Source organism: Vibrio nigripulchritudo, assembly GCF_027924785.1.
Lineage (GTDB): Bacteria > Pseudomonadota > Gammaproteobacteria > Enterobacterales > Vibrionaceae > Vibrio > Vibrio nigripulchritudo.
Genome location: NZ_AP027050.1, coordinates 1,863,917 through 1,883,193 on the forward strand (window position 1 = coordinate 1,863,917; position 19,277 = coordinate 1,883,193).

Consider the following 19,277-nt stretch of genomic DNA (forward strand, 5'->3'; position numbering starts at 1 on the left):
GAGGCTTTTCAAATAAGCAGAGTCTATGTGCAGGGTTAATTAACACTCCGAGACTGAAGCATGATCTTGGCGTTATTCGTTAACCGGTATCAGGTGTTAGCTCTTCCTGAATTAATTTGGGGAATGTAGCCCCATTCTGTTTCCTTCTGAATCGAGGAATATGGCAAAGAATCCACTTTCGTCAGCATGAGCGGTTTTGGGAATAACGATTTTGCCGCCGTTTTTTTCCACTTCATCGAGAACAACCTGAAGGTTGTCTCCCCCGTTTAGGTATACCGTGACACCACCTGACGAAGGTTGAAAACCTTCTTCTTTTAAAACCACGCCAATCACTGCCTGATCTTCATAAGGGAATAAGCCCATTTCCATGCCCGGCATTTCCATCTGCTCGATATTGATGCCGAGGATTGCCTGGTAGAAATTGATGGCTCTTGAAATATCTGTTGCTGGGATTTCAAAAATAGAAATATAACTGTTCATACCTTCTCCATTTTGATTCATGGCTGAATCGCCTTTTGGTTTTTCTGATTCAACTCGGTCTGCGCCATAACAAACAGTGTAGCCAAAAGCTAACATTGCAACGGTAAGACTCAGCATTACCTTTCTCATTTAACCCTCACATCTACTGATTGAAATGTTACGGAAAGGTTATGCAGGCAATGAAAAAAGGAATTGTAAAAATGCGACAGATTAAATTCACTTATAGAACATGGAAGAGAGATTCATGTTTTCATTCCCTAAGAATTCTTTTGGGCTGACTCCAGTAAACTCTTTGAAATCCTTAATAAAGTGCGATTGATCATAGTAATCATTCTGGTAGGCGATTTGGGTAAGGTTTTCCTCTTGGTTAAGCATCATTTTTAACGCGCTTTGAATCCGAATCAATTTACCTAACTGTTTAGGGCTGACACCAATTTGTTTAACGAACATCCTCTCTAGTTGCCTTCTTTTGGATGGTTCTTCTTTGAGGATCTTGCTGATCGACGTGCTTCCTTTAGTTGCGAATAGAGTGTCTATTGTTGTTTTAACGATATTATCAACTGTCTTCTGTTCACTAAGCTTATCCAGAAGAAACGATTCGATTATCTCTATTCTTTGTTTCGTATCTGCTGCCCTAATAATGTCTTGTTCCAGTTGATTAGCCGTTTTTTCGTCGAATAACTGAGCTAAAGGCGTCTCGGTATTTTCCAATGCTTTGATAGGTACGGTTATAAAATTAGCAAATCCGTAGGGGTAAAATCGGATAGCAAATGTGTCGACGCGCCCCGTCGCCTCAATATAAAAAGGGTCGATGATATGCCCTAATACCATGGCTCTGGGCTGCAGAATGAAGCTATCTTCAGAGGTATACCTTTTGATATCGTCTCCCAGAATGAACGCCATTTCGATATTGCCATCTGGGATGATTCGCTGTCTTTGAGTTTCCTCCATTTCAGGGACTTCCAAAGTCCAGTAGCAACTGATTAGCGACTCTAGATCTGGGTGTGGTTGAAAGGTCTGATAGTTCATAAGCGATTCATTTCCCTATGTTATGCGCCACCAAAGTGGCTTCCATCAATCATCCAATAGCATTTCAAAAAACAACGCTCTGGACGTTGGGGAGTTGTCCCTGTGAGTAGCATACTCTACATGCGTGTCCTCAGAAACGGTTGGAGATAACCTGATGCTCCAAAGCGCATTTAGCTGATTGGGCACAACAGAATAACGCACGTCAATGATACGTAACTTATCGGTTGGGTCCTGCGCGACATACCCATTGGAAAACCAGCGGAAACGTTCAATATCTTTGGCTTGCTGTGAATCAGGTTCGAGCCAAGGGAAGTCTCTCCCGACATCTAACTTAGCCACGGATTCACCGGTATAGGTTTTCACCGACGTTCCCACCCTTACTGCATCCACGTAATAGCTGTCTTCGGTTTCGTAAACCACTTTCCAAAGTAAAAGGTTCGCAAAACTGGGTTTGGCTTCAAGTTTAATCGGTGCGTGCTGTCTTTCTTGCGCCAATTGCCAGCCTGCCGCTTCCGCTCTGTCTCTTTGAATCATTCCAAACGTTAGATAGACCAGTGCCCAAAGAAAGGCGACACGGGCGAACAAAGGGGTTCGCTTCAGTATTCCAAATATAAGTAGTACCAGTATAGGTAGCGTAAATACAGGATCAATAATAGACACCGTGTTCCAGGCATAACGCGCATTACTCAAGGGCCAAAACAGCTGCGTGCCGTAGCTGGTGCAAGAATCCAGCAGTGCATGAGTACCATAACCTAGCGCACAAAAGATCCAGCTTTGCCGAAACGATAGCCCCTGTCTTTTTGCGATAAGCGGATGCAAGACCAAGGCACAGATTAAGCTTCCAATGGGGATGAACAGGAGTGAATGAGTGAACTGCCGGTGGAATTCCAAATACAGCAGTGGGTCGGTTGATGAACGAATGAGCACGTCCAAATCCGGAGCCATTCCTGCGAGCAGCCCTAAAGCTCCGGCGATAACCACATTCTGTTTTTTACTCACCGACTGAGGCAAAGAAGCGCCTAGTAAGCCCTGCGTTAATGGATCCATCAAATACTCTCAAATAAGGTTTTAGCTGAACACGGTTATACTGTGTTACCTAAATCTAAGATCATCAAATTTGGCGTGATTTCAGTGTAAAAGGGAATGAACGAGTTCGCTAATCTGAGTATCCAAAACGCGTTGTGGACACACAAAAAAGCCTCGAAGATCGATATGGTCTTCGAGGCTTTTTAAATGCATGGAGCAGTGAAATTGCGGAATCCAAGTGTATTGGATTAAAGCGCTTCTTCCTGGGCTTGCTTTACCAATGCCTGACGTTGAGCTTCCTTCTCGCATGACGAGTTATCTTTGTTATCTTGCTCGTTTTCCAATTCACTTGGTACGAACACATAGTATTTATTGAACATCTTAGAACCTCAAACTGCATGATTTACTGCGCCTGAACAATGAGTGCGACGCAACAAAGAAGCAGATACTAATGACTTTGTGCTCAATATTCAATCAGGATTGTGTAATCAATTGTCAGAAGTTAGTGTTTGCGATGAGCTTCATACGGCATGATTCAAGAGGTGAAGGTAGACGGTTTCGTAACCCAAACTGATCGCGACACCAACGAGTAGCCAAGCTAATACTTTGTTAAAAATAGAGAAAACCCTTGGGTTCCTGAGTTTGTGACCGACTACTTCCCCTAGCATTGAATAAGAAGTGGGGGCACCAAAAGCTAATGTGGCAAGTACGCCAGACCAAAGCATTGCTTCGCTCCCCTGAATCCCTATTGCAGGAAACTGTACAGCGGCAACGGGCAAAACGGCAGCTGGCGCTTTTGGGTTAAGCAACTGCATAACAAAACCGTCTTTAAAGTTAAGAGCATGAGTTGCCACGTTTAGCGACGCAACCTGACTGCGATACAGTTTCCAGGCGATGTAAAGGATATAACTGCACCCAACCACCGCCACCACGGGTAGCCATGCTGTTGGAATTAACGCTTTCCCTGCCCAGCTTATCGAGGCAAACAAAATGAACATTGCGACACCTACTCCAGCGTAAAAGCCGATGTATTGTTTGGTGTTATTTTGCAGCCCAGCGTTGAGTGCCAGCAGGTTTACAGGTCCGGGCGTGTACATGACCCCTATGGCGTAGGCGAAGATTTCTAACATTGGATCTATCTCTTGATAAAAGTCTAGGGTCTGTTGACCCTAGGAAAGGCGTTGTTTTTGGTATTGTGCTGGCGTCATTCCATAAACACGTTTGAAGCGCCGGTTGAAATGGCTGCTGTCAGCGAATCCGGCTATTTGGGCAATGTCGGTAGCGGTTTTCCCTGATTCAAGAAACCCTCTCGCCAGATTTAGTCGGCAATTGAGCACGTATTGATGAGGCGTCATGCCGTATTGCGCTTTAAAAACCCGAATCAGATGGTATTTCGACATACTGCATGCGTGGCTGATGTCATCAATTGAGATGTCCTCTCTGGCATGCGCATGAATAAAGGCTTTGGCTCTTTGAAGCAGTGTTTCACGGCGTGTGTTTTTCACAGGTATCTCAGGTGCCTGCCCACTCATTCGAATAATGGAATGGGCAACTTCAAGCAACGCAGCATCGTATTCCACACTAGATACGCCGTCTTCAGACATCCAGCGTGACAGGGTCAAAATTTGCTGACGAAGTATAGGGTCGCTCGATAGCGTTTCTTTGACTCTTGCCTGATTGGGGTTTACGACTCCCAAAGTCTGAAAGTGCGAAACCAATTCATCTGGATGAACATAGAGCATGACGTATTCGAGATCTTCTGTACCCCCGGATTGCCCGTCGTGCACATCTTCCGGGTTGAATACCATCACCCCACCCGCTGGACTTTGGTGAAACTGGGTTCGACAGAAGAAGTCTTGCCGACCTTTTAAGGTTACGCCAAAGGAATATTCTTCATGGGCGTGTTTGTCGTACGTAAAGTCGCTCATGCTGGCGCTCAGCAGCATCAGCCCATCAATACTCTGATTTCCCTGATAGTGAAATTGATTTTTATCCTGCATGGTCAATTTCCCGTTCATCCTTCATGAGTTCAGATTACGTCTTTTATCATCGCTCAGCTTGAACAAAATTGCTCGTTTTAGAAAGCAGTTAAAATAGCAGTAGCAAACTTATAAAGGTTACCGTAATCCCACCAAAGCCGAGTGCCTGCAAAACACCTTCAGGGTATTCCTGCTGCCAACTTGGGAATAAAATTGCCATGTATGAAGCAAAGGGGACTCCAATAGCAAAGCTTCCTATCCGATGATGGTCAGGCAGTTCGACAAAGAAAGTGAGATAGATGGCGTAAACCAAAAAGTAGAATGTTCCTATCCATTCCGTGCGATGCAAATCTCTCCATACAAAAAACAGAGAGACGAAGGGAATGAAGATTAAAGCCATTGTTGCCTCGAATATATAATTTATCTATTGCAGATAACCATACTTCAATGAATAGGTAGGAAGGGGGCTATTTTTCACATACGAGTTTGCAATTGTGATCCAATTTCAGGATATAGGAGCTTTAAAAAGTAAAAAGGGCGCCGATTGGCACCCTTTAAATTTGGATTACGAAGCAATTAAACGTCGTAAGTTGTAGAAGCAGTGTCGCCGCCTGTACCAGTCCAGTTCGTGTGGAAGAATTCGCCACGCTCACGGTCGATACGCTCGTAAGTGTGAGCACCGAAGTAGTCACGCTGAGCTTGAAGCAGGTTAGCTGGTAGACGTGAAGTTGTGTAACCGTCTAGGAAAGATAGAGCAGAAATCGTACATGGCATTGGGATACCAGACTCAAGAGATTTCGCTGCTACTTTACGCCATGCTGCCAGGCTGTTTTGTAGGATGTTTTTGAAGTACTCGTCAGAACCTAGGAACGCGATGTCTGGGTTTGCTTCGTACGCATCACGGATGTTGCCTAGGAATGCAGAGCGGATGATACAACCACCACGCCACATTAGTGCTACGTTACCGTAGTTCAGGTCCCAGCCGTTTTCATTAGACGCTTCGCGCATTAGCATGAAGCCTTGAGCGTAAGAGATGATCTTAGATGCAAGAAGCGCTTGGCGAAGTGCATCGATCCACTCTTTCTTGTCGCCTTCAACTGGAGTAATCGTCTTACCGAACAGTTTTTCAGCTTCAACACGCTGGTCTTTCAGTGCAGACAGGCAACGAGAGAATACAGACTCAGAGATAAGCGTTAGAGGAATACCCAGGTCTAGTGCGTTGATACCCGTCCACTTACCCGTACCTTTCTGACCGGCTGTGTCGAGGATTTTCTCAACCAGAGCTTCGCCGTCTTCATCTTTGTAGCCAAGGATGTCAGCCGTGATTTCAACTAGGTAGCTGTCTAGCTCAGTTTTGTTCCAGTCAGCGAATACTGCTTGCATTTCGTCAGCTGAAAGACCAAGACCGTCTTTCATGAACTGGTATGCTTCAGTGATAAGCTGCATGTCACCGTATTCGATGCCGTTGTGTACCATCTTAACGAAGTGACCCGCACCATCGTTACCAACCCAGTCACAGCAAGGCTCACCAGCGTCAGTTTTTGCAGAGATACCTTGGAAGATTGGCTTAACCGCTTCCCAAGCTTCAGGCGCACCGCCTGGCATGATTGAAGGACCAAAGCGTGCACCTTCTTCACCACCAGATACACCAGTACCGATGAAGTGGATGCCTTTCTCGCGACAATGCGCTACGCGACGGTTTGTATCTGGGTAGTTAGTGTTACCACCGTCGATAATGATGTCGCCTTCGTCCAGAAGTGGGATTAGGTTTTCGATGAACGTGTCTACAACGTCACCAGCACGAACCATTAGCATCACTTTACGTGGCGCTTCTAGCTTTTCTACTAGCTCTTCTAGAGAGTATGCACCAACAATGTTTGTGCCTTTCGCTGGGCCTTCTAGGAACTCGTCTACCTTCGCAGCAGTACGGTTGTGAGCAACCACTTTAAAGCCGTGGTCGTTCATGTTTAGGATAAGGTTTTGACCCATTACTGCTAGGCCAATAACACCGATATCACCTTTCATTATTTATCTCCATTAATCGATCAGGCAATTTTACTTGCTGCGTCTGAATCTAAGTACCACTCGGTTTCGCCCGCTTTGGACTGAATTTTCGCTGCCGGATAAGGCAGTGCTTCCGCTGGAGTGGTGTGAATTTCGTGTACGATCTCGATCTTGCCTGCGCCTAGCACCAAGTAGCTAATGCGCTTCGCCGCTTCCAGAACTTTCGCTGTTTTGGATACGCGGATTTGACCGGATTCAGGATGAGAAGCCAAAACGGCTAGGTTCTCATCGTTATAATTGGTTTGCCCCGGGAACAGGGAGGCAGTGTGACCATCTGCACCAACACCTAACAGGATCCAGTCAAACACTGGCGTGCCGTTTTCAGTTGGGATTACATCTGCCATTTCTTTCGCAAAGCGTTCAGCTTCAACCGCTGGCTCGTCTTCACCACGGATGCGGTGAATGTTTTCTGCCGGAATATCTACTTGGCTGAACAACAATGTGTTCGCTTCACCGTAGTTACTTTCAGCATCATCCGGTGCTACGCAGCGCTCATCCCCCCACCAGAAGTGAAGGTTGTTCCACTGAATGGATGTAGCGTAAGCGTCTGTCGCAAGCAGCTTGAACAACATCTTTGGCGTGCTGCCGCCAGACAAAGAAATGTGAACAGGCTTGCCTTGCTCGCTGAACGCTTTCAGCTCATTTGCCAGGCTTTCTACTACCTGATCCGCAGTTTGGAAGATCTTATGATTGATCATAGTTCGCAGTAATCCGTGTCGGTAAGGTTCTTACAAGGGAAGCGCCATGCGCGTCCGTCGCGCTGAAGCAGCTTGTCGGATTCGATTGGTCCCCATGTTCCGCATGCGTAGCCAAACAGCGCTTGTGGATCTTGTTTGAAGTCCAGAATAGGCTGAACATATTGCCAACAAGCTTCTACTGCATCACTACGGGCAAACAGAGTAGCATCACCATTTAGCGCATCAAGAAGCAGACGCTCGTATGCTGTCAGCATTTGCGTTTCTTCCAGAGAAGCGTAATGGAAGTTCATTTTCACTTCTTTCGCGTTGAAACCTGCACCCGGCTCTTTCAGACCAAAGCTCATCTGAATGCCTTCGTCCGGTTGAATACGGATGATCAGTTTGTTTTCTGGCGCATCCAAACCGAATACTGGATGAGGCGTGCGTTTAAAGTGAATGACCACTTCTGTTACACGAGTTGGCAAACGCTTACCGGTACGAACGTAGAATGGCACTCCATTCCAACGCCAGTTGTTGATGTAAGCTTTCAAGCCAACATAAGTCTCGGTACGAGAATCTTCTGCCACACCCGGCTCTTCACGGTAACCCGGTAGGAATTCACCACGTACATCAGAGCCTGTGTACTGACCCAAAACAAGGTTGTTTCGAAGGTCTGATTCATCAAGCGGCTTTAGGCACTGAAGCACTTTTACCACTTCATCACGCATAGAATCTGCGTTGATTTGAGCAGGCGGCTCCATACCCACCATTGCCAGTACTTGTAGCAAGTGGTTTTGGAACATGTCGCGAACCGCACCAGAGCCATCGTAGTATCCACCGCGCTCTTCAACACCCAAGAACTCTGCACCTGTGATTTCAACGTAATCAATGAAGTTACGGTTCCACAGTGGTTCAAACATCGCGTTAGAGAAGCGGAAAACCAGCAGGTTTTGAACCGTCTCTTTACCCAGGTAATGGTCGATGCGGTAAATCTGGTGTTCCTGAAAATGTTCGTGGATTTCTTTATCCAGCTTCTGAGCCGATTCCAGATCGTAACCAAATGGTTTTTCGATAATAAGACGACGCCAGCCTTTACTTTCGTCATTAAGACCATGAGCAGCAAGTGCTGCTGGAATCACGCTGTACAGGCTTGGTGGAGTGGCTAGGTAGAAGAGGATGTTGCTTTGTTCAAACTGGTAAGTGTCGGATAGTGTATCCAGACGAGTTGCCAGTTTTGCGTAATCGCTAGTGTCAGAAGTATTGATCGCTTGGTAATGAAGGTGATCAATAAACGCATCTAACGTTTCAGGTTCCGTTTTTTCCATTTCCTGAAGAGAGCGTTTCAACTTGTCGCGATAAGACTCGTCGCTGTACTCGGTACGACTCACGCCTAAAATCGCAAAGGACTCTGGAAGCTGCTTATTTGCATACAAATGGTATAAAGCAGGGATCAGCTTACGGTAAGTCAAATCGCCAGAGGCACCGAAGATAACGATGCAGCTGTTTTCAGGTATTACCATCATCTTTCCTTAAAAGAGGGATTTTAATGGGACACAAACTATCAGTGTCCCAAGTAAATTAACAATAGGTGTTAACTATCAGTCCGAGAGGTAAGAGCTATGGGCTACTTAGTGTTCAACTGAGCTAAAACAGCGTGCTACTTTACCTCAGCTAACCGCGATACGCATCCCAAAAACTTACCTATTTCAAATTTGTTGAGAAAAACTACAAAATTTCTGTAACGTTTACAATATATCAAACAATAATAATTATCATTTACAACAAAAACAGCTCAATCATTTGGAAATATGGTATTCCAGAAAATTCGTTACTTCGCGAGGTAAGACAACCCTTTTGTAGCACATGCTTTTGAATATTTATTGATCTTCCAGTGTTCTGGACTCCATCCCTCAAGGAACCTTAGAAAATCCGCCCAAGCCAGGTAGTAAAAGGGACGCCAGCTTTCGGTGATCTGCTTTGCGTCTTGTTCTGGATGATAGAACAAAATCGCCTCTTCAAATTGAGAAAAGTAGTAATCTAACAACAATTCCTCAAAATCTTTTGCCTGATCGACAGGTACGCAACTGCTGATGAACAGCATCACGTCTTTCATCGCACAACCATGCCCGACGTATTGAAAGTCGACAGCCGCAACCTGAATGTTGTCCTCAGAAAAACAGAAATTTGCTAGCTTGGCATCGCCATGAACCAGGGTAGGAAATGGGGCACGTTTTAACGCCTCGTCAATGGCTGACGCTTGCTGTTTTAAGTCACTGTCTGGCATCGCTTCCCATTCGTCTGGTCGAGTGTCGAAGTGCCAGTATGTCCCCTGCTCCCAAAGATTGGTTTCCTCACAACCTAAATGTTTTGCATGAAAGTTGGCGAGCCACTTGAGGCAGAGCTTCCAATGGACAAGAGAAGACTCTTTGACTATCTGAGTTAGCCCCCAATCATTGAGGTCAGACATAACGATCACATAGTTGGCTGGATTGGGATCCACATCCAGACCAATGGGCATTAGACAGCGAGGATCTTTCTGTTTGGAAAAATGCAGATACCAGTTTGCTTCAATCACGTAAGAAGCCAGCTTTCGTTCTGTCGATCTCGCTGTATTCCACCCTCTGGGATGAGCAAGTGTGTCCGGCAGTTCTATCCATTTGGCAATAACAGACTGACGACACTCAGAGTCCAGATACCAGCGCTCAAGCCGCCCAAAATCACCCCACAGTTTTTGGATGAGTGCTTTCTTACACGGCGCAAAGGGTGGCTGCAATTTGTCCATTTCAGAATTTCTTAGAGTATTGATGAATGCTGTGTATTCTCGCTCAATTGGCAAGAATTAGCTAACAGAGTGAGTTATTACTAAACTAAACACATACAATGACTCAAATTTGAGCTTTTGAATGTATGTGCCGGACCGATGCTGGAAAATTGAGCGCAATTTATTCGCACAGCTCACATTAGGCAATGATGATTTAGCTGTTTTATAAATCATTCCTTATAATGACATCGTACTCACTAACTTTGTTAATAAGTACTTCAATCTATTGACCTTATTGTAGATGATGAGTACCGTTGTAATCGGAAAAACAACGATAAGATAAAGCATTACAAAGACTTAAAGTCGAAAAGGAACACCATGGCTGGAAACTCTGCAGAGGCTAACCTTCAAAGCAATACTGAGCAAGAAGTATTTAAAGGCGCAGAAACAACACTAAAAAGCTCTGATGCATTAGGGATGATTGAGCACAATAGTGACACGACGATCAATATCTCGACACCTGTAGGTATCAATTACAAGGGGATTACGCCCTTTATCGGTACGTATGGATCAGATTTTATTCTACTTGCAGCCCCAGATATTTCAGACGAAGACTACGAATACTTCTTTCAAGAAGGGTTTTGGGTGAACGTGAAAGCCATTTCACCCCGCGGAGAAGGTGCACTCATCTATTTCAGAAGTCAGATCATGCACATTGTGAACGAGCCCGTTCGCATGATTATGATTTCTATCCCGAGCACCATGAAAGTACTTCAGCTAAGAAAAGAACCAAGATACGACGTTTCTCTTGCCGCGGTTGTGGCATATAACGGTCAGCGTTTGGAGTGTGAGGTACGTGATCTTTCGAAAGGTGGTTGTCGAATCGTAACCAGCCCGTTGATTCGGACCTTCCAGATCGAAGAGAAAGTTCAGATTGCGATTGTTGAACGTACCCGCAGCAAACTGGATTTGCCTATTTTGAGTGGAACAATATGTAATATGCAGCGTTCTCATCACTATGCCCGCTACGGGATGATGTTTGATGAGAAGGGTAAAAAGAATGTGCAGAAACTCCTAAGCCATCTCAAATTTGATGGTTCAAAATTGGCACTCAAAGCCTAACGTAAATTGTATTTTCTATAGAAAACAAAGGGTAAGAAACACACTTTCTTATCCTAAAAACAAATTCGCCCCGCTCTCTCATAGAGAAAGCGGGGCGCGATATTCTGATCTAATCTAAACGATTAAATTAGATTTTTTCTACGTTCGCAGCCTGTGGACCTTTCTGACCTTGTTCTACTTCGAACGACACTTTTTGGCCTTCAGCAAGTGTTTTGAATCCGTCACCAGTGATAGCGCGGAAGTGTACAAATACGTCTGCACCACCGTCTTCCTGAGTAATAAAACCAAAACCTTTTTCTTCGTTAAACCACTTAACTGTGCCAGTTGTCTTAGACATGGGTATTTCCTAAATTGAATCTTTGTATCTCGTAGCACGACAATCGTGCCAATATATCAGCCGGAATTAGAATTACTTATGAGAGGTCTTAACATCGAAAAGAAAACACTTCAGGAACAGACCGCAGAGCAGTAGGTTAGAGAAGACTTCTTGAGTCAGAAACAGCAAATAAATAGGTCTGTGTACAGGCCAACCTCCAAGTTACGCGAGTTTCCGCTGTGTGTATATGTTTTTCTTCGATTATCGTCAAAAAATAACGTTGATTGTGATATCTGTGTGCAAATTCCACAATATTCACACAGAGTTCATGAAAGTTTTGTAGGAATTTCTCGTTTTTCCAATTTCCGAACCCTCTGTTTGTCAAAAAAATTTTCTTATTTTTGGGAATATTTTCCGCTAAACCCGGGTCTATTCCCTCGCAATTGATACAACTCTTTTGCCAGATTCTTCGATTAGCTCAGGTTTCGTGTTCATCAAACCATGAAAACGCAGCCCTGATCACTATCCTTTCGCTCCCGAATTTGGGTATTAGGTATACAATTTCAAAAGATATGAGAAACCATCACGCACCTTACATCATGCCTAACTGCCCTAAGTTGCTGCTACTTCTGCTGCTCTTTTTCTGTATTTCGCCGAGTGTTGCGGCGAACACAACCGGGTGGATAGCGAATGAGCAGCACCCTCCAGTACAAGTGAAGTTATCGCTGCCTGGCACCACGAATAAAGACCAAAAGGTGGTGCACGCGCTGTTAGAAGTAACGCTGGAAGATAACTGGAAAACCTACTGGCGATCACCCGGAGAGGGCGGTGTAGCACCTTCCATCAGGTTATCTCCATCTACAAACATCGATAAGGTAAACTGGCACTGGCCAAGTCCAAACTACTTCCAGCAGTTTGGCTTAACGGTTCAGGGCTATAAAAACTACGTGGCGTTTCCGCTCGATATTCAGCTTGAAAACTGGGACGAAAGTGCCACGTTTAACGCAACCATAACTTTGCCAAGCTGTACCGACATCTGTGTGCTCACCGACTACCCTGTCTCTCTCAGTCTTACTCCATCTGAACTAGTTCCTGACTCTGAAATATTGTTGCGTCACAATCAGGCGATGTCCAAAGTGCCTTTGAAAGAGGGAAAAACCGAAGTCAGAGAAGTTGTCTGGGATGAAACAAGCTCAATGATTCAGGTGACTTTGTTTCATCCTGATGGCTGGCAGAATCCGAACGTATTCATCGAAACCACAGAAAATTCAGACGATCAATTCCAGCAACCTTCTCTATCAATAGAAGGAACAACGTTAGCAGCCGTAAGCCAGGTATCGAATACCTTTGGCAAAGTTCAATTTGATTTGCCTTCTTTGCGAGTTACGGTTCTGGATGATCTACTCGCGCAGGAACTATCGACGACGTGGAAGAAAGGAAACGTCTTCCAGATCAGCGGCAATCTGCTTTCCATGCTCTGGTTTGCTTTTGTTGGCGGTCTCATTCTGAACGTCATGCCATGCGTGTTGCCTGTGCTCGGCATCAAAATAAACAGTTTGCTTTTATCTGCGCCAAACAAGCGAACTCAACAAGCCCAGTTTTTTGCATCTGCTGCTGGAATACTGGTTTCGTTCTGGCTGATTGCGTTTGCCCTGATTGGCTTAAAGTGGGCAGGGTACGCCATCGGATGGGGTATCCAGTTTCAGCAGCCATGGTTTCTTGCCTTTCTGGCACTGATTACCCTGGCATTCAGCCTCAACCTGTTTGGTGTATTCGAAATCAAATTGCCAGGACAAGTGTCAGACTCACTGGCGAAGGATCGCGGAAAAGGGTTAGGTAATCATTTTGCTCAGGGGGCATTTGCTACTTTATTGGCGACACCTTGCAGTGCTCCGTTCTTAGGCACCGCCGTCGCATTTGCGCTTGGCGGAAGCGTTCAGAATGTCTTGCTTATCTTTACGTTTCTTGGATTGGGTTTTGCAGCGCCATGGCTCGTCTTCGCACTCTTTCCGAATAGCACGCGCTTTCTTCCCAAGCCCGGCGCATGGATGAATAAGCTGAAGATTGTCTTTGCATTGATGATGTCGCTCACCACTTTCTGGCTGATCTCGCTACTACATGCGCATATCGGTCAGTTTGGCACCGTCGTCACGGGAATCGCGACCTTGGTTTTACTCTTGGTCCTTCTCACTTCAAAGTACGGTGCAAGGCTTGTAGCAATATTCAGCAGCGCGACGTTACTGGTGGTTGGGCTGGGTATGATTATCGCAGGTTCAACATCATCATACTGGGCTGAACCAATCGTCGATGACTTAAACTGGCAGCCGCTCGATTTGCAAGCCATTCGAGCTCACGTCGCTGATGGCAAACTGGTGTTTGTCGACATTACGGCAGATTGGTGCATCACTTGTAAAGCCAACAAAATCGGCACACTTCTTCAGTCTCCTACGTATGAACATTTACAGGAAAAAAATGTCGTACTGATGCGCGGAGACTGGACGACTGCCAACAGTAAAATTACCGAATTTTTAATGAGCCACGGACGTTATGGCGTACCACTAAACGTTGTCTATGGACCAGATTCACCTTTAGGCACTCCATTGCCTGTTTTGCTTACACATGATTCGATTTCACGCTCTTTAGAAGCGGCGAGAGGAAACTGACCCAATGTTTAAAATAATAAGAAACCTCACTGGCTACCTGTTACTGATTGTCCTTATTACTGGCTTACTGGATTGGTGGAGAACCAAGCATGTCGACTTTTATGACATGCCAGAAACGCGAGGGATGACCATAGATGGCACCTACGTCGATTTAAAAGAGCTCAGCAAGGAAAAACCTGTTCTGGTTTACTTCTGGGCGACCTGGTGTGGCGTATGCACCCTGACCAGCCCAACCATTGATTTGCTTTCCGGTCACTATGAAGTGGTCTCAATAGCGCTCGCTTCTGGTGAAGACGAACGCCTTCAGGAATACATGACACATAAAAACTATGACTTCAAAGTCATCAACGACTTGAAAGGCAGCATTAATCAATACTGGCGAGCTCAAGTTACCCCAACGATTGCCATCGTCAAAGATGGTGAAATTCATTCAATGACCACAGGTTTCTCAACTCCATGGGGATTGTGGCTCAGATTGTTGCTGGCATAAGGAACCAGAAAATGACTCAAATAACCAAGTGGCTTGGCGGAATAGGTCTTGCCTTCAGTATGGTGAGCGTAAGTGTCGCCGATGCCGTCAAACCTTCAGAACAGCTCACACCGGAGCAAAGTGTTCAACTGGCGGAAATCGATTCTATTCTTCGCAGTCATCCACAAATCATTGCAGACTTAAATCAAAGCCTGAAAGGTTACGTTGCGCAGTTGGAGCGCACGGAAAAGGCATTAGAAGATCAAAGAGAATGGCTGACAAAAGCGCCAGAACACAGTAAAGCAGGTTCGGACAATCCGAAACTGACCATCATTAACTTCACGGATTACAACTGTCCTTATTGTAAGCGACTGGAAATTGGTCTGGCGAAGTTACTTACTGAAGTTAAAGATGTGCAGGTGGTGAATGTTTACGTGCCATTACAGCAGCAGATTGCAAGTGGTACCAACACCAACTCTGCTTTCTACGCTTTGAAAGTGTGGGAAAAAGAGCCAGAGAAATTTGCCGAAGTTCACCGCCAGTTGGTGGCTCACCCAACCCGTCACGATGCCGACTCACTCAATCGCATCGCTAAAGACACAGGAACAGAAAGGTACTTGGAAACAGGTGAGCGAGAGCAAAGCATCGTGTCGAAAAACATGCAGGCTTTCGGCGAACTGGGTCTGAGAGGTACTCCGGCAATCATCATTAACGATGAAATCGTTCCGGGTTTTATTCCATACGCACAACTTAAAGAAACGGTGGACAAAGCTCTGAACTAAGTTTTCTCTACCCTGAACTTGCCTCACGAGGCAGCGTTTTCAGGGGCACAGCGGTGGTTTTTAAGCCGCTGTGCACATGTTGATCCCGCCCATTCTCTTTTGCCTGATACAAAGCAATATCCGCATCTTTCAGTAACCCTTCCACTCCATTGGATGATTCTGGGTAGGTTGCGATACCGATCGAAACCGTCACCTTTCCAAGCATCTGACCATTAAGTTTTGGGTTGATGTCTCTGACGGCGTTACATACGTTATCGGCAGCAAGAATAGACTCTTCCAGTGACGTATCGGGCAGTAAAATGGCGATTTCTTCTCCGCCAATCCGGCACACTTTGTCTTGCTCCCGAGTGGCTTTCAGCAACACGCCTGCGAGCTGCTTAAGCACAAAATCACCGGCATCGTGCCCGAAATTGTCGTTGAAGATTTTGAAATGATCCATATCGACCATCAGCAGCGAGAAACTCTGTTTCTTGCGACTAGCAACATTCATGTCCTGCTCGATGGCATCTTCCATATAGCGGCGATTAAACAGACCAGTCAGAGGGTCTCTCAGTGCCTGTCGTCGCAGCTCTTCCTGAAGCTCCAGGTTCGCAATGGCTAACCCGATATGTTCCGCAACAGTGCGACAGAGGTTGTACTGGCGTCGGCACTCCTCTTCGTCCCCAAAAGCCAAATGCATCATACCCACAGTGTTGCCGTGCGCGATTAGAGGAATGCAAAGCACTTGCTCATCATTCACATTTGGCATGTGCTTACAGGGCATGGCAGCGAGATCGTCTCTCGCCATATGGCTTTTCCCTTTTCGCAGTGCCCAGCAATCATCCGGTGGGTAGATGTTATCGCCAATCCAGTCACCGCCCCACACCAGTTTTACTTCAAGCAAATTTCTTGAAGAACGCATTATTGAAACCGCCCCTAAAACATCCCCAAGTATCTTAGGCGCCAGATCTTTCACCACCTGCTCCGCTTCATGGATGGTACTGCATGCCGCCAGCAAGCTTGCTAGGCGGTTGAGTAACTCCACTTCCCGAGTCTGCTGTGCATACTGTGCTTTGTATCTGTCTTCTTTTTTCGCCAGATGTTGAACTATCTGGCGGTTGTTTAGGTAGGTAATCACCAGCATCACCGCCAGCGCAGAACACATCACCAAGAAAAAGAAGGTAATGAACCTGTCTATGGCTGAGTTGATGTATTCGATGGGAACCGATATCCGTGCGACGCCATAAAAATCGCGTAAGGCGAAAGGTTTAGCGACATGCAGATATTCGATCCCCTTGGTTTCACTGAAGCGCATCGCATTGCCTACTCCCAGCTTCAGTGCGTTTGAAAACTCTGGATGGTTATTTTGTGGAGGCTGGCGAATCAGTTGGGCTTTGGATAATCCTGTATCAAAAATCAGCTTACCCTGCTCCGAAATAATGCTGATCTCATGCCGCTTTTGAGCAAAAGGCGTTTTCTCAATAAATTCATCAAAGGCTTGATAAGAAGGGGAATCTACGGAAACAGACAACCCATAAATAATACTATCCAGCTCAATGTGTAGTTCATTTGTGATCAGGCTGACGTATGATTCTGACAAGGCTTTCTGAAGCACAGCAATCGAGCCGACGAACAATGCAGTCATCGCAATGGCAGGCATATAGAGCTGTTTCGCTTTAATCACACTCTTTCTCCAATCACATACTCTCTCCGTTTATCAGCAGCTTCGCTTGTCGTTTCTCATGCCTATCGCTCGGTCACGCCCCCATCAAACCTGAACGTATCAGGGCTTTAAAGTTACTAATATTTCTTTTTTATATAGCTCAAATGATAAGCTTAGTTGCAGATACTGGTTTTGTATCCCTCTCTGAAATTAAATATATCTTCATATAAAGATACTTTACATAGATGTAAAATAGGCGTACATTAGCCTCCATTATCTTCACATTAATATAGTTAACATGAACATATTCCTAGCCATGATCCCCGCTTTCTTTTGGGGTACCACTTACGCAGTTACCCAGTACACCGTTTCGGACTGGCCACCTCTGCTGCTGGGTTTTGTTCGTGCTCTGCCTGCCGGCTTACTGCTTTTCGCACTGAAACCCGTGATACCTGCAAGACATCAATGGCAACCTCTTCTTATCTTGTCTGTGATTAACATTGGTGCATTCTTCGCGATGATCTTCCTGATGGCGGCAACGCTACCCGCAGCAATTTCTGGTGTTGGTATGGTCTCCGTCCCTATTTTTGCCATGATTTTTCAATGGCTTTGGTTCAAAAAGCGACCGTCGATGGTTCAGGTGGTATCCGGGGGAATTCTGGTGGCATTTGCGTGGTTCTTGTTTGATCCTAGCCAGTTGTCACTCAACCTTGTCGGACTGATCGCCATGTTCTGTGCCATCTGTTGTATTGTTATTGGCAGCATGCTCACTCAGAATCTGTCTAAGGACATGCACTGGTGGGGAGTGCTGAGCTGGCAGCTCATTATTGGCGGGGTAGTTCTGGGGCTGGTTACCGGGCTTCAGTTTTGGGTAGACCCCGCCACTTATCAAGCCGTTCTAAGTAACGACATCAGCATTCGAAACTGGGCGGGTATTACATGGATAGTGCTTCTGAATACCGCACTTGCGTATGGTATGTATGTCTGGTTGATTCGTAAGATGACGGTTGTTGAGTTCACATTCAGTGGAATCGCAAACCCGGTAGCGGGTATCACTGGTGGAGTATTGCTCATGAACGAAAGTTACAGTGCCGCTCAAATCGGATTAATGATGGGTATGATCGCCGCTTCACTGCTGCCTAACTTTATCAACCTGTGGCGAACCAAACGTCGAATCAAAGCTCCAGCCGCTAAAACAGAGAATACTCAGGATAATGTTCCTGTAACGGATTGAAGAGATACCCCTGATATCCCCAAAACGCAAAGGGTAGCAATTGATTGAGTGAATCTTGATCTTCTACCCTTTCCACAATCCACTTCGCGTCGCTGGCGGCTTTCTGACTAAGAATGATGTCCAGCTTCTGATTAGGTTCAGCGAGTCCGGATTCAAGATTAAAAAAGGGATTGTCTACTTTCACGTAATCGTAAAAGCCAGCACTGAGCTCGTCGTCCCGAAAGTCATCACCCACCTGATAATCATCCAAAGCCAGTTTCACTCCGACCTGTTTCAGCTTTTCAATTCCAGACAGGTAGTCTTTGTTTTCAATTGAATATTGTCTTTCAGTGGTCTCAATAACCAGAGACTTACCATAGCTTCGCAAATGAGAGTGTACAGCTATCAGTAAATTGACTGTCTTCTTATTGCCAAGGGCATGACGTTCAACATTCAGGAATAGACATTCAAATGGGAAAGAAGCGGGATCGACAGAAATAAGGAAGTGAAGCTGCTGGTCCAGAATATCTTTGGCAAGACGTTTTCCAAGCTCTCCCTTCATAAACGAAGTGTGGATAGACGCGTCTTCCTGCGACAATAACAACTCGCTGGCAAGTAACTTCTTATTTTCGCTAACGATGATTTCGTTTTTAAACTGAAAGCGGGTTTTGTCTTGCCCGGAGAAGTCTTGGGGGGGCAGAGGCACAGAACCAGTTTGGTTCCGTAAACAGAGATCGTGACCAGATTGTTTTACGTCTATGCCCATTTAGCAACTACCTTTCAGCTTGGACTACTACTCATTCCTTTTTAAGGCACGCTGATCGGATCAGTGATGCGCAAGTGCCTTTGAATACAAACATAAGCAGTAGGGGATCTCGAATCAAACCGTTTTGACTCAAAACCACATTAATAGTCGACTAATATCTCTATTTCGCATTTGTGAGACAGAAATAATTGTAACAACACATGTTTTCAAGGAAGGCTTTTACTTTCTTCTTACATTCAGAGAAAGAGATTGTGATAGGAAATTGGCATTTTCACTGCTTACATTAGC

General features: G+C 45.5%; 19 protein-coding genes. 5 read left to right on the forward strand and 14 right to left on the reverse strand.

Features of this window, described 5'->3' with window-relative positions; all coding sequences use genetic code 11:
* Positions 1–111: 111 nt before the first annotated feature.
* From QMG91_RS26650 to QMG91_RS26700, 11 genes are all read right to left on the reverse strand, one after another.
* Complete coding sequence (locus QMG91_RS26650) at positions 112–609, reverse strand: VOC family protein (RefSeq protein ID WP_281831060.1); 498 nt, start codon at positions 607–609, stop codon at positions 112–114.
* An 87-nt stretch (positions 610–696) separates the two neighbouring features.
* Positions 697–1,509, reverse strand: a complete 813-nt coding sequence (locus QMG91_RS26655) for an AraC family transcriptional regulator (RefSeq protein WP_281831061.1) — start codon at positions 1,507–1,509, stop codon at positions 697–699.
* 45 nt (positions 1,510–1,554) lie between these two features.
* Positions 1,555–2,556: a metal-dependent hydrolase gene (locus QMG91_RS26660; protein ID WP_281831063.1), complete on the reverse strand. Its 1,002-nt coding sequence runs from the start codon at positions 2,554–2,556 to the stop codon at positions 1,555–1,557.
* Between the two features lie 227 nt (positions 2,557–2,783).
* Positions 2,784–2,915, reverse strand: a complete 132-nt coding sequence (locus QMG91_RS26665) for a hypothetical protein (RefSeq protein WP_022590686.1) — start codon at positions 2,913–2,915, stop codon at positions 2,784–2,786.
* A 141-nt stretch (positions 2,916–3,056) separates the two neighbouring features.
* A complete protein-coding gene (locus tag QMG91_RS26670; RefSeq protein ID WP_281831064.1) occupies positions 3,057–3,665 on the reverse strand; it encodes a LysE family translocator in 609 nt (202 codons plus the stop codon).
* 39 nt (positions 3,666–3,704) lie between these two features.
* On the reverse strand, positions 3,705–4,535 hold the full coding sequence (locus QMG91_RS26675; protein WP_281831065.1) for an AraC family transcriptional regulator: 831 nt from the start codon (positions 4,533–4,535) through the stop codon (positions 3,705–3,707).
* 88 nt (positions 4,536–4,623) lie between these two features.
* Entirely contained in the window at positions 4,624–4,914 is a 291-nt protein-coding gene (locus tag QMG91_RS26680) for a hypothetical protein (protein ID WP_004402856.1), read from the reverse strand.
* Positions 4,915–5,090: 176 nt separating this feature from the next.
* Positions 5,091–6,539, reverse strand: a complete 1,449-nt coding sequence (gene gnd / locus QMG91_RS26685; RefSeq protein WP_004402854.1) for a decarboxylating NADP(+)-dependent phosphogluconate dehydrogenase — start codon at positions 6,537–6,539, stop codon at positions 5,091–5,093.
* A 20-nt stretch (positions 6,540–6,559) separates the two neighbouring features.
* Positions 6,560–7,276, reverse strand: coding sequence for a 6-phosphogluconolactonase (gene pgl / locus QMG91_RS26690; RefSeq protein WP_281831066.1), 717 nt, complete (start codon positions 7,274–7,276; stop codon positions 6,560–6,562).
* Entirely contained in the window at positions 7,273–8,775 is a 1,503-nt protein-coding gene (zwf, locus tag QMG91_RS26695; protein WP_004402851.1) for a glucose-6-phosphate dehydrogenase, read from the reverse strand. The genes pgl and zwf overlap by 4 nt, the downstream gene beginning before the upstream one ends.
* 308 nt (positions 8,776–9,083) lie before the next feature.
* A complete protein-coding gene (locus QMG91_RS26700; RefSeq protein ID WP_281831068.1) occupies positions 9,084–10,037 on the reverse strand; it encodes a phosphotransferase in 954 nt (317 codons plus the stop codon).
* A 357-nt stretch (positions 10,038–10,394) separates the two neighbouring features.
* On the opposite strand from QMG91_RS26700, the gene QMG91_RS26705 reads away from it, so the two are divergent.
* Positions 10,395–11,138 (forward strand): PilZ domain-containing protein, encoded by a 744-nt coding sequence (locus QMG91_RS26705; protein WP_004402849.1) that lies wholly within the window; start codon positions 10,395–10,397, stop codon positions 11,136–11,138.
* A 127-nt stretch (positions 11,139–11,265) separates the two neighbouring features.
* Here the strand turns inward: QMG91_RS26705 and cspE are convergent, their stop codons facing one another.
* The gene (gene cspE, locus QMG91_RS26710; protein ID WP_004402847.1) at positions 11,266–11,475 is read right to left on the reverse strand and encodes a transcription antiterminator/RNA stability regulator CspE; all 210 of its coding nucleotides are present in this window, start codon (positions 11,473–11,475) and stop codon (positions 11,266–11,268) included.
* A gap of 551 nt (positions 11,476–12,026) precedes the next feature.
* On the opposite strand from cspE, the gene QMG91_RS26715 reads away from it, so the two are divergent.
* Genes QMG91_RS26715 through QMG91_RS26725 form a run of 3 tightly spaced genes read left to right on the forward strand, consistent with a single transcriptional unit; the run spans position 12,027 to position 15,368 of the window.
* Positions 12,027–14,117, forward strand: a complete 2,091-nt coding sequence (locus QMG91_RS26715; protein WP_281831069.1) for a protein-disulfide reductase DsbD family protein — start codon at positions 12,027–12,029, stop codon at positions 14,115–14,117.
* Positions 14,118–14,121: 4 nt separating this feature from the next.
* Positions 14,122–14,607 carry a protein disulfide oxidoreductase gene (locus tag QMG91_RS26720; protein WP_004402844.1) on the forward strand — a complete coding sequence of 162 codons (486 nt, stop codon included), beginning with the start codon at positions 14,122–14,124 and terminating at the stop codon, positions 14,605–14,607.
* Between the two features lie 11 nt (positions 14,608–14,618).
* Positions 14,619–15,368, forward strand: coding sequence for a DsbA family protein (locus QMG91_RS26725; RefSeq protein ID WP_281831071.1), 750 nt, complete (start codon positions 14,619–14,621; stop codon positions 15,366–15,368).
* 7 nt (positions 15,369–15,375) lie between these two features.
* Here QMG91_RS26725 and QMG91_RS26730 read toward each other — a convergent pair whose 3' ends face one another.
* Positions 15,376–17,031, reverse strand: coding sequence for a sensor domain-containing diguanylate cyclase (locus QMG91_RS26730; RefSeq protein WP_022597267.1), 1,656 nt, complete (start codon positions 17,029–17,031; stop codon positions 15,376–15,378).
* A gap of 277 nt (positions 17,032–17,308) precedes the next feature.
* On the opposite strand from QMG91_RS26730, the gene QMG91_RS26735 reads away from it, so the two are divergent.
* Positions 17,309–18,244 (forward strand): DMT family transporter, encoded by a 936-nt coding sequence (locus QMG91_RS26735; RefSeq protein WP_281831072.1) that lies wholly within the window; start codon positions 17,309–17,311, stop codon positions 18,242–18,244.
* On the opposite strand, the gene QMG91_RS26740 is transcribed toward QMG91_RS26735, so the two are convergent.
* Complete coding sequence (locus QMG91_RS26740) at positions 18,201–18,989, reverse strand: EAL domain-containing protein (RefSeq protein ID WP_004402834.1); 789 nt, start codon at positions 18,987–18,989, stop codon at positions 18,201–18,203. The two genes, QMG91_RS26735 and QMG91_RS26740, sit on opposite strands and share 44 nt — an antisense overlap.
* Between the last annotated feature and the right edge of the window lie 288 nt (positions 18,990–19,277).